Origin of the sequence: Mesorhizobium sp. B2-7-1 (genome assembly GCF_006440735.1) — a bacterium.
GTDB lineage: Bacteria > Pseudomonadota > Alphaproteobacteria > Rhizobiales > Rhizobiaceae > Mesorhizobium.
Genome location: NZ_VFUA01000024.1, coordinates 60,712 through 71,441, shown reverse-complemented (window position 1 = coordinate 71,441; position 10,730 = coordinate 60,712). Strand labels below are relative to the sequence as shown.

The following is a 10,730-nucleotide window of genomic DNA, read 5'->3' as shown; positions in this document are numbered from 1 at the left end:
TCGAGAGCGGTCGTCGGCTCGTCGGCGATCAGAAGCTCCGGCTCGTTGGCCAGCGCCATGGCGATCATGACGCGCTGCCGCTGGCCGCCCGACATCTCGTGCGGATAGGATTTCATGCGCCGTTCGGGGTCGGGGATATGCACCAGCCGCAAGAGCTTCAGCGCTTCTTCCCGCGCGGCTGTCGCGGAAAGCCCGCGATGCCGGCGGATCGGCTCCATCAGCTGGTTGCCGATGGTGTAGAGCGGGTCGAGCGAGGTCATCGGCTCTTGGAAGATCATGCTGATCTTGCGGCCGCGCACCTTGTTGAGCTCGCTCTTCGACATGGCCAGAAGGTTCTGGCCGCGATAGTCGACATGGCCGGTCGCCTCGCCGTTGGAAGACAAGAGGTTCATCGCGGCCATCATCGTCTGGCTCTTGCCGGACCCGGATTCGCCGACCACGGCGACCGTCTCGCCGGCATTGACCTTGATGTTGATGCCCTTGACCGCCTCGACCGTGCCGTCGAGGGTCTGGAAGCGGACGCGCAGGTCCTTGACGGTGAGGATCGTTTCGGAAGCCATGTCAGCGATCCCCTTTATCGATCTTTCGGGTCGAGCGCGTCGCGCAGGCCGTCGCCGACGAAGTTCAGCGCGAACAGCGTCGAGACGAGGAAGAAGGCCGGGAACAGGAGCAGCCAGTTGGCGTAGCCAATGTTCTTGGCGCCGACCGAGATCAGCACGCCCCAGCTGGTCATCGGCTCCTGCACGCCGAGACCGAGGAAGGAGAGGAAGCTTTCCAGGATGATCACCTGCGGCACCAGGAGCGTCATGTAGATGACGACCGGCCCGAGCAGGTTGGGAATGACATGGCGCAGCAGGATGCCGCGCTGACCGACCCCCATGGCTTCCGCCGCCTGGACATATTCCTGCCTGCGGATCGACAGCGCCTGGCCGCGCACGATGCGGGCCATGTCGAGCCACAGCACCGCGCCCACCGCCAGGAACATCAGCACGAAATTGCGACCGAAGAACACCACCAGCATGATGACGAAGAAGATGAAGGGCAGCGAATAGAGCACGTCGACGATGCGCATCATCACCTCGTCGACCCTGCCGCCGGCGAAGCCCGCGGTCGCGCCGTAGATGACGCCGATGACGCCGGCGACGACGCCGGCAAGCAGGCCGATGGCCAAGGATATGCGTCCCGCCATCAGCGTGCGCGAGAGCAGGTCGCGGCCGGTGTTGTCGGTGCCGAAGAAGAAATATTGCTGCTTCACGGCCGAGCTCATCGTCACTTCGAGGCCGTCGGGCGACTTGTTCTCGATCTTGGTGTCGTCGAAGGCGTCGGAGCGGTCGAGATAGCGGATGTTGCGATCGTCGATCGGCTTGGTCGAGGTGACGGTGACGACGACGCGATTGCCGTCCTGGTGCCATTCCTTGATGTCGGCGCGCATCCGCTTGATGGCATCGCCCAGCGCACCCTGGATCATGTCGGGTTTCGGATAGGCCGAGACGCTCGGCGGCATGCGCACATAGTCGCCGTAGATGGTCGTGTATTCATGCGGCACGACCCACGGACCGCAAATGCTGATGACGGCGATGAAAGCCAGGTAGTAGAGGCTGAGCATGGCGGCGCGGTTGCGCTTGAGCCGCGCCCAGGCATTGCCCCAGAGCGAGCGGCCGACGATCGGCTCGGGCACGGCGACGGCGAGGTCAGTCATAGCGCACCCTCGGGTCGACGACCGCGTAGAGCAGGTCGACGATCAGGTTGAAGACGATGGTGAAGAGCGCGATCACCACCACGGTTCCCATGACCAGCGTGTAGTCGCGGTTGAGCGCGGCATCGACGAAGTAGCGGCCGACCCCGGGGATGGAGAAGATCGTCTCGACGATGACCGAGCCGGTCAAGAGCGCCGCGGCCGCCGGGCCGGTGAAGGAGACGATCGGCAGCACGGCGCCGCGCAGCGCGTGCTTGACCACCACCGACCAGTCGGAGAGGCCGAGCGCGCGGGCGGTGCGGATATGGTGCGAGCGCAGGCTCTCGATCATCGAGCCGCGCATCAGGCGCGCGACGATGGCGATCTGCGGCAAGGCCAGCGTCAGCACCGGGCCGACCTTGTTGACGAAGGCGCCGTCGCCCCAGCCGCCGATCGGCAAGAGCTTCCAGGAGAGCCCGAAGATGAGCTGGATCACCGGCGCGATGACGAAGGTCGGGATAGTGCTGCCGGCGGTCGCCAAGGCGATCACGGAATAGTCGGCAAGCTTGTTCTGGTTGAGCGCGGCGATGGTGCCGAGAATCGAACCGAGAAGCAGCGCCAGCACCAGCGCCGAGGTGCCGATCTGGATCGAGATCGGCAGGCCCTTGGCGAAGAGCTCGGTGACGGTGAAGTCCGGCAGATTGTAGCTCGGGCCGAAATTGCCGCGCAAAAGGTTGCCGAGATAGTGGACATATTGCAGCCAGAGCGGATCGTTGAGGCCGAACTGGGCTTCGAGATTGGCCCTGATCTCGGGGCTCAAGCCCCTCTCCTGGTTGAACGGGCCGCCTGGCGCGACGCGGATCAGGAAGAACGCCAACGTCACGATGACGAATAGCGTCGGAATGGCGGTCAACAACCGCCGGAAGACATAACGCAGCATCGGCGCCCCGCTTCAGCCAGGGCGACAGGCTCTCCAGTCGAAGATCCGTGGCGCGCCGGCATCTCTGATCTTCGCACCGGGATTCCCGAAAATCCAACCCGACTTTCGGCCCGGCACGACGACAGACCGCACCGCCGCCATCGAAAGATAGCGGCGGCACGGCCAAGGTTGATTGTCAGTCCTTGGAGATGAAGCGGGACGGATGAACGTCCATCACGTTGTCCGTGAAGCCATGCAGCTTCGAGGACACGATGTCGTGGTAGCTGTAGTAGAGCAGCGGGATCTGGCCGACATCGTCGACGAGGATGCGCTCGGCCGCGGCGAGGTCCTTCATGCGATCTTCGGGCTTGCCGCCGGCGGCTGCCGCCTTGTCCATCGCTGCCTCGTAGGCCGGGCTGTCATAATCGGAATAGTTGTTGCCGCTCGCCTTGCGCGAGATGCCGAGGAAGGTCTCGGGATCCTTGTAGTCGGCGATCCAGGCAGCACGGGCGACGTCGTAATTGCCCTTCTGCTCGAGGAAGCCGTAATGGGTCTTGGTGTCGGTGTTGAGCAGCGTCACCTCAACGCCGAGCGGCTTCAGCTGTTCCTGGATGGCGACCGCCGTGTTCTTATGGTTCTCCGAGGTGTTGTAGCGGATTTCCATCTTCAGCGGATGCTCGGGCGTGTAGCCGAGCTTTTCCAGGATCTTCTTGGCCTCGTCCTCGCGGTCGATCTGCGGCATGTCGGCGTATTTGGCCATCGCCGGCGTGTAGCCTTCGATGCCCGGAGGGACCATCGAATAGCCAGGCAGCATGGAGTTCTGCCAGACCTTTTCGGCCAGGAAGTCGCGGTCGATCGCCATCGAGATGGCGTTGCGCAGTTCGACGTTGTTCCAAGGCTCCTTGTCGGTCTTGATGGCGTAATAATAGGTGCCGAGATATGGGCCGACCTTGATCTGGTCGCCGAACTTGGTCTTGAGGTCCGCCAATTGTTCGGTCGGCAGATCGTCATAGCTGTCGAGCTCGCCGGCCTCGAAGCGCTTCATGGCCGAGGAACGGTCCTCGGTCGGGATGTAATTGACGGTGTCGATCTTGACGCTGGCGGCATCCCAGAATTTCGGGTTCTTGACGAGCTTGAGATGGTCGTTGGGCACCCATTCGGCGAGCGTATAGGCGCCGTTGGAGACGAGGTTGCCCGGCTTGATCCAATCGGCGCCGAGCTTGTCCATCGAGGCCTTGTTGACCGGATAGGTCGCCTGGTGGGTCAGCATCTCCAGGAAGTAGGGCGTCGGCGCCTTCAGCGTCACTTCCAGGGTGTTGGCGTCGACCGCCTTCACGCCCATGTCCTCGGGCTTGCCTTTCTTGGTGTTGAAGTCCTCGGCCCCTTTCACCGGATAGAGCATCGAGGCGTATTCAGCGCCGGTCGCCGGGTCTTCCAGGCGGTGGAAGGCAAAGACGAAGTCGTCCGCGGTGACCGGGGTCCCGTCGGACCACACGCCGTCCTTGCGCAGCTTGAAGGTATAGACGGTGCCGTCGTCCGAGACGGTCCAGCTTTCGGCGGCGCCCGGGATGAGGTTGGCCTTCTCGTCCTGCATCACCAAGCCCTGGAACAGATCGCGCAGGATATTGGCTTCGTAGACGGTCGAGGTCTTGTGCGGATCGACCGATTCCGGCTCCGCGGCGCTGCCGCGGTTGTAGACCACTTCGGCAAAAGCATGCGTGTAAAAGGAGCCCGTTGCCAGAGCCATGGTGGTGGCGAACACCGTCGCCTTCAGCATGTTTTTCAGCATGAAGTCTCTCCCTGTCGGCGCAGCCCCTCAGCCGCGCCTTTTTAAGTTTTGACACCCCGGAACCGTTGAAACGGCCCCGTTTCAGGCGTGCCTCCGGTCCGTTCCGGGGGCTGGTGGCAGGAGACTAGACAGAGCGAAATCTTATTTCAACCATTGCCTGCTTGACGCAAAGTGAGCGTCATCACGCTAAAACAGCGGAGCCTAAAGCTTAGAGCTGACCTTCAACTTGGCACACCTGCCGGTTGTTCGACGCGTTTTCTGTTTTTGCAGGCAGGTTTTGGCATTCTCGGCATCATGCTGAAAAACCGAAAATTCCCCGTTTCGTGGTCTCGTTTCCGGGCTGACGCCACGGGCACGTCAGCAATCGAATTCGCCATGCTCGCGCCGATCTTCATCCTGCTCCTGCTCGGCATGGTTGCATACGGGGTCTATTTCGGCGCCAGCCATTCCATACAGCAGATCGCGGCCGACGCGGCGCGCACGGCGATTGCCGGCCTGAACCAGACCGAACGCCAGGCACTGGTCACCGATTTCATCGCTCACGACGTCTCGGGCTATCCCTTCGTCGATCCCAACAAGCTGACCGTCAACGCGCAGGACAGCGTCGCCGACGGCAGCCAGTTCGTCGTTTCGGTCACCTACGATGCCCGCAACCTGCCGATCTGGAACCTGTTCAACACGCTGCCGCTGCCGGGCACGACGATCCAGCGCCAGTCGACGATCCGTGTCGGAGGGATATGATGCCCATCAAGGGGGGATTGATGGCGGCGACGAGAAGGCTCGTCGCTGACCGTAGCGGGAACTTCGCCGTCATGACGGCGCTGTGCACGCCGGTGGCGCTCGCGCTGACCGCCTTCGCGATCGACGAAGGTTCACTCTACAACGAGCGCCGCGCCGCGCAGTCGATCGTCGACCTTGCCGCCATCACTGCAGCCTCGAACATCACCAATGCCCAGCAGGCGGTGCTGACGACGCTCGCCGACAACGGCATCACCTCGGTCGCCGTACAGCAACAGGGCACCACAGTGGCGCCAACCGCCAGCAAGGCGGTCGTCCAGATCGTGCCGGGGCGCTACACAGGCATCAGCACCATTGCCGCCGGCAGCCGGTTCGAGGCGGGCAAGGTGCCCTACAATGCCGTGCAGGTGTCGTTGAAGAAGCAGGGCACGCTCTATTTCGCCGGCTCGATCATGTCGCCGCCCACTCTTGGCACGACCGCTATCGCCAGCGCGCAGCCACAAGCGGCTTTTTCGGTCGGCTCGCGGCTTGCCAGCCTCAATGGCGGCATTCTCAACGCGCTTCTCGGCGGCCTTCTCGGCAGCAGCATCTCGCTCAGCGTGATGGATTACAATTCGCTGCTGTCGGCCGATATCGACGTTCTTTCGTTCACCGATGCGCTGGCGACGCAACTGCACCTGACCGGCGTCTCCTACAATGACGTGCTCGCCTCCAAGGCAACGGTCGGACAGATCGCCACGGCCATGGCCAACGTGCCCGGGCTCGACCGGACGGCCAAGCTCGCGCTGCAGACGATGGCCTCCAGCACCACCAACACCGTCAAGATTCCGCTCGACACGCTTGTCGATCTCGGTTCCGTCGGCAATCTCGGCATGGGGCAAAAGCCGCCAGGGCTCAACGTCGCGGCGAGCGCGCTCAGCATGCTGAGCGCCGCGGCCGCCTTGGCCAACGGCAACAATCAGGTCGCGGTCGATCTCGGCGCCACGATACCCGGCCTGTTGTCGACCACGCTTGCCGTCGCCATCGGCGAACCGCCGCAGGCCACGCCCTGGCTGGCGGTGGGCGAAGCGGGCACGGTGGTCCGCACGGCGCAGACGCGCATCAAGCTCAATGCCAGCGTCGGTCTGGGCAACACCAATCTCGGCGGCGGCATCAGGCTGCTCAAGGTCAATCTGCCGCTCAATGTCGAGGTTGCCTATGCCGAGGCCAAGCTGACCGACATCACCTGTCCGACCGGGCCGTCCAGCATCCAGGTTTCGATCGCCGCCCAACCCGGCGTGGTCGCCGCGCATCTCGCCAACAGCAGCGGCAGCGGTTTCGCCGATTTCACCAAGCCGCAGTCCTTCTCCGATGCGGAAATCGCCGATGTCAGCCTGAGGCTTCTGCTGATCAATCTCAGCCTGATACAGATCAATGGATCGTCTTACTTCAACGTCACCAACATGGCGCCGACGAACCTGACGTTCAACGCCACCGACATCAGCAACAAGGCGATCAAGACGGTGTCGACCAGGAACCTGACGCAGTCGCTCACCACGTCGCTGGTCAACAATCTGTCGCTGACGGTCAACGCGCTTGGCCTGGGCATCGACCTCACCGCGCTCTTGGGTACGGTGAAGCCGGCCGTGACGACACTGCTCAACGGTGTGACCGCGCCGGTCGACAGCCTGCTCTACAATGTGCTCGGCGCGCTTGGCATCCGGGTCGGCGAGGCCGATGTGCGGGTGACCGGCGCGACCTGCGGACGCTCCGTGCTGGTGCAGTAGCGGCCGTCGAAGCGATCAGCCAAGCCTCGCGACGAAGCAGCCCAAAGGCGGCAACGCCAATCCGCTTTCCTCGGTGACTCCACCCAGAACCCCGGCGACCTCCACGGCAAGGGCCGTCACCTCGAGATCGCCAAGCTCCGGCGGCAGCGCCCAGCCTGCCGGGTCGCCGGCGAAATTGAAGACGCAAAGCAGTTTGTCGTCGTCGCGCTCGCGGATGAAGGCCAGCACGTCACCTTCCGCATCGAGAAACCGGATCGAGCCGCCGACCAGGGCCGGATGACGCTTTCGCAGTGCCAGGATGGAGCGATAGGCGGACAGGACGGAACCGTCCTGGACATCCTGAACATCGACCGCGCGCGCACGATGCGCCTGCGGCACCGGCAGCCAGGGCTTGGCCGTCGAGAAGCCGGCATTTTCCGCACCCGCCTGCCAGACCATCGGGGTGCGGCAGCCGTCCCTGCCCTTCACGCCCGGCCAGAAGCGGATGCCGACGGGATCGCGCAGATCCTCATAGGCGAGTTCAGCCTCCTCGAGGCCCAGTTCCTCACCCTGGTACAGGCAGATCGAGCCGCGCAGGCAGGCAAGCAGCACGATCGAGAACTTCGCCACCGCGTCCGGATTTCCTCCGGGGCGCGTCCAGCGGCTAACGTGGCGCACCACGTCGTGGTTGGAGAAGGCCCAGCAGACCCAGCCGTCGGCGACGGCGTTCTCGAAAGCCTCGACGCAGCCGCGCACATGGGCGGCGGAAAATTGCGGGCTGAGCAGATCGAACGTGTAGCACATCTGCAATTTGTCGCCGCCGGACACATAGGCGGCGAGCGTCTGCAGCGAACGCTCCTCGTCGCCGACCTCACCGACCGCGGCGCGGCCCGGATATTCATTAAGCAGCGCGCGGAAGCGTTTCAGGAAGTCGAGATTCTCGGGCCGCGTCTTGTCGAAAAGATGCTCCTGGAAGCCGTAGGTGCTGGTCGAGCCGTTGGTGCCGGCGACGCTCGACGCCAAGGGCGGGTTGTCGCGCAGCCAGCGGTCATGGACATAGTAGTTGACGGTATCCAGCCGGAAGCCGTCGACGCCGCGCTCCAGCCAGAAGCGCACGGTGTCGAGCAGCGCGTCCTGGACCTGCGGATTGTGGAAGTTCAAATCCGGCTGAGCGGCCAGAAAATTGTGCATGTAGTATTGCCGGCGGGTGGCGTCCCATTCCCAGGACGGGCCGCCAAAGACGGACAGCCAGTTGTTGGGGGCATTGCCGTCCGGCCTGGCGTCCGCCCAGACATACCAATCGGCCTTGGCATTGTCGCGGCTGGCGCGGCTTTCGACGAACCATTCATGCTTGTCGGAAGAATGCGAGATCACCTGGTCGATGATGAGCTTCAGGCCGAACCGATGCGCCTCGGCGACCAGTGCGTCGAAATCCTCCAGCGTCCCGAACATCGGATCGACGTCGCGATAGTCGGACACATCGTAGCCCATGTCGGCCATCGGCGACCTGAAGAAGGGCGACAGCCAGACCGCGTCGACGCCCAGCGACGCGATATGGGCGAGCCGCGCTGTGATGCCCTTCAAGTCGCCGCTGCCGTCGCCGGTCGTATCCTGGAAGGAACGCGGATAGACCTGGTAGATGACGCAGCCGCGCCACCATTCGGTTCCCTGATACGGGTTCTGGCCAGTCATCACGAGCCTTTCCTGCCGCCCGATTTAGCGGCTCGCCGCTCGATCATGAAATTGACGCTGCGGCTGGGCAGCGGCCGCGAGAGGTCCACTGCTTGCGTCTCGATTGCCGGGCGCCATTCAAATCCGTCCCGTGCCGGCAAGGAGAAGACACATTGGCGGCGGTCGCCGTTGACCATGACGGCCAGGCGGTTGCCTTTTGTATCACCCAGGATCATGACGAGGCGGTGCCGGCCAGGATCGTTCCAGTCCGTATCGCCGAGCGGCTCGCCGATCTCGGTCAGCCAGGCCACGTCGGGAATTGCAGATCCGTCGGCGGGCTCGCCAGTCAGGAAGCGTGCATCCGCCAGCGCAGGAAAGGCCCGGCGCAGCGAGGCGAGCGAGGCGGCGTATTGCTCGATCGCCTCATCGCGCCCAGCCCAGTCGAGCCAGGTGATGGCGTTGTCCTGCGCATAGGCATTGTTGTTGCCATTCTGCGTACGGCCGAACTCGTCGCCGGCGGTCAGCATGATGGTGCCGCGCGAGGCAAAGAGCGTGGCCAGCAGCGCGCGCTGGTCACCGAAGCGGGCCCTGGCGATTTCGGTGTCGTGCGTCTCGCCTTCGGTGCCGTTGTTCCAGGACAGATTGTCGTTATGGCCGTCGCGGTTCTGCTCGCCATTGGCTTCGTTGTGCTTGCGCTCATAGGCAACGATGTCGGCCAGCGTCATGCCGTCATGCGCGGCGATAAAGTTGACGGTACGGCTCGTCGGTTGGCCGTCCCTGCCGAAGACATCGGAGGAACCGGCGAGCCGGGTTGCGAGCGAGCCGATCGCGCCGGTATCGCCGCGCCAGAAGCGCCTGACATCGTCGCGGTAGCGGTCGTTCCATTCCAGATAGGGCGGCCGGAAATTGCCGAGCTGATAGCCGTTCGGACCGATATCCCAGGGCTCGGCGATCAGCACGCGGTCGGCGAGCACAGGGTCGCCGGCGATGGCCTGGAGCAGCGGCGTCTCCGGATCGAAGACGCCCTCGACGCGGCCGAGCACCGGCGCCAGATCGAAGCGGAAGCCGTCGACGCCGGCGAGGCGGACGAAATGGCGGAGCGTGTCGAGCACCATCTCGCGCACGACGGGATGGTCGCAGGCGACGGTGTTGCCGGTACCGGTGTCGTTGACCAGCCTGCCGTCCGGCTGATGCCGGTAGTAGGCCATCGCATCGAGCCCGCGCAGCGACAGCGTCGGCCCGAGCCGGTCGCTCTCCCCGGTATGGTTGAAAACCAGGTCGAGGATCGTGCCGATGCCCGCCTTGCGCAGCGCGGCGACCGTCTCGCGCAGTTCCTTGAGGCCGCCGGGCGCCAGGCGCGGATCGAGCGCCATGAAGGTGACTGGGTTGTAGCCCCAGGCGTTGCTCAAACGCAATGGCGGCAGGTGCCGCTCGTCGATCGACGCGGTGATCGGCATCAGCTCGACAGCGGAGACGCCGAGACGCTCCAGGTGCTCGACGACGGCCGGATGGGCGAGCGCCGCGATCGTGCCGCGCTCAGCCTCCGGCACGTCCGGATGCAGCCTGGTGAAGGAACGGACATTGAGCTCGTAGATCAGCCCGCCGGGCTGGAACAGCGGCGGATTGGCCGGCACCGGTTTGGGCAGGGACCGCGCTACCGCCTTCGGCATCAGCGCGGCGGTGTCGGCGCTTTCATTGCGTTTGGCGGCGAGCCGCCAGTGATACTGGTACGGACGATCGACCTCGATGGCATAGGGGTCGGTGAGCAACTTGTTCGGGTCGAACCACAGACCGCGTTCCGGCGCATAGTCGCCGTCGGCGCGGAAGCCGTAACGGGTCCCGTCGCCAAGGCCGGGGACAAGGAGCCCATGCACGCCCTCGCCTTCCGGCTTCAGATCCAGGCGATCGGTTTCACGGTTGCCGCTGCCGTCGAAAAGCGAGACCCAGAGACGCCGAGCCGGTGAGGACCAGACGGCGAAGCGGATGCCTTCGGGAGTGATGGCGGCACCGAGCTGGGTCATGCAAGCGCCTTCCCTTCTCCCCTTGTGGGAGAAGGTGGATCGGCGCGAAGCGCTGAGACGGACGAGGGGTGTTGGAAGGAATGAGGCGTCGATGTCCTGGGCGCCGGTTTGCGCCAAGCTGGAGCACCCCTCATCCGTCGCCTTCGGCGACACCTTGTCCCACAAGGGGAGA

General features: G+C 64.2%; 8 protein-coding genes. 2 read left to right on the top strand and 6 right to left on the bottom strand.

Annotated elements, in window-relative coordinates; genetic code table 11:
- The 4 genes from FJ471_RS12320 to FJ471_RS12305 form a co-directional block, all read right to left on the bottom strand.
- Window positions 1-560: ATP-binding cassette domain-containing protein (locus tag FJ471_RS12320; protein ID WP_140803425.1), on the bottom strand; the 560-nt coding region annotated here is incomplete at its 3' end.
- Window positions 561-574: 14 nt separating this feature from the next.
- Complete coding sequence (locus FJ471_RS12315) at window positions 575-1,699, bottom strand: ABC transporter permease subunit (RefSeq protein ID WP_140803424.1); 1,125 nt, start codon at window positions 1,697-1,699, stop codon at window positions 575-577.
- A complete protein-coding gene (locus FJ471_RS12310) occupies window positions 1,692-2,615 on the bottom strand; it encodes an ABC transporter permease subunit (protein ID WP_140803423.1) in 924 nt (307 codons plus the stop codon). Before FJ471_RS12310 ends, FJ471_RS12315 begins: the two co-directional genes overlap by 8 nt.
- Before the next feature lie 175 nt (window positions 2,616-2,790).
- Complete coding sequence (locus FJ471_RS12305) at window positions 2,791-4,383, bottom strand: peptide ABC transporter substrate-binding protein (RefSeq protein WP_140803422.1); 1,593 nt, start codon at window positions 4,381-4,383, stop codon at window positions 2,791-2,793.
- A 375-nt stretch (window positions 4,384-4,758) separates the two neighbouring features.
- On the opposite strand from FJ471_RS12305, the gene FJ471_RS12300 reads away from it, so the two are divergent.
- The gene (locus FJ471_RS12300; protein ID WP_246684701.1) at window positions 4,759-5,124 is read left to right on the top strand and encodes a TadE/TadG family type IV pilus assembly protein; all 366 of its coding nucleotides are present in this window, start codon (window positions 4,759-4,761) and stop codon (window positions 5,122-5,124) included.
- Window positions 5,124-6,887 carry a pilus assembly protein TadG-related protein gene (locus tag FJ471_RS12295; RefSeq protein WP_246684700.1) on the top strand — a complete coding sequence of 588 codons (1,764 nt, stop codon included), beginning with the start codon at window positions 5,124-5,126 and terminating at the stop codon, window positions 6,885-6,887. The genes FJ471_RS12300 and FJ471_RS12295 overlap by 1 nt, the downstream gene beginning before the upstream one ends.
- Before the next feature lie 15 nt (window positions 6,888-6,902).
- On the opposite strand, the gene FJ471_RS12290 is transcribed toward FJ471_RS12295, so the two are convergent.
- A complete protein-coding gene (locus FJ471_RS12290) occupies window positions 6,903-8,558 on the bottom strand; it encodes an alpha-glucosidase family protein (protein ID WP_140803419.1) in 1,656 nt (551 codons plus the stop codon).
- Window positions 8,558-10,558, bottom strand: a complete 2,001-nt coding sequence (gene glgX, locus FJ471_RS12285; RefSeq protein ID WP_140803418.1) for a glycogen debranching protein GlgX — start codon at window positions 10,556-10,558, stop codon at window positions 8,558-8,560. Before glgX ends, FJ471_RS12290 begins: the two co-directional genes overlap by 1 nt.
- Window positions 10,559-10,730: the final 172 nt, after the last annotated feature.

Excerpts from the sequence above, each read along its gene's own strand:
- FJ471_RS12315 (WP_140803424.1), bottom strand. The coding sequence starts at position 1,699 with ATGACTGACCTCGCCGTCGCCGTGCCCGAGCCGATCGTCGGCCGCTCG.
- FJ471_RS12310 (WP_140803423.1), bottom strand. The coding sequence starts at position 2,615 with ATGCTGCGTTATGTCTTCCGGCGGTTGTTGACCGCCATTCCGACGCTA.
- FJ471_RS12305 (WP_140803422.1), bottom strand. The coding sequence starts at position 4,383 with ATGCTGAAAAACATGCTGAAGGCGACGGTGTTCGCCACCACCATGGCT.
- FJ471_RS12300 (WP_246684701.1), top strand. The coding sequence starts at position 4,759 with ATGCTCGCGCCGATCTTCATCCTGCTCCTGCTCGGCATGGTTGCATAC.
- FJ471_RS12295 (WP_246684700.1), top strand. The coding sequence starts at position 5,124 with ATGCCCATCAAGGGGGGATTGATGGCGGCGACGAGAAGGCTCGTCGCT.
- FJ471_RS12290 (WP_140803419.1), bottom strand. The coding sequence starts at position 8,558 with ATGACTGGCCAGAACCCGTATCAGGGAACCGAATGGTGGCGCGGCTGC.
- glgX (WP_140803418.1), bottom strand. The coding sequence starts at position 10,558 with ATGACCCAGCTCGGTGCCGCCATCACTCCCGAAGGCATCCGCTTCGCC.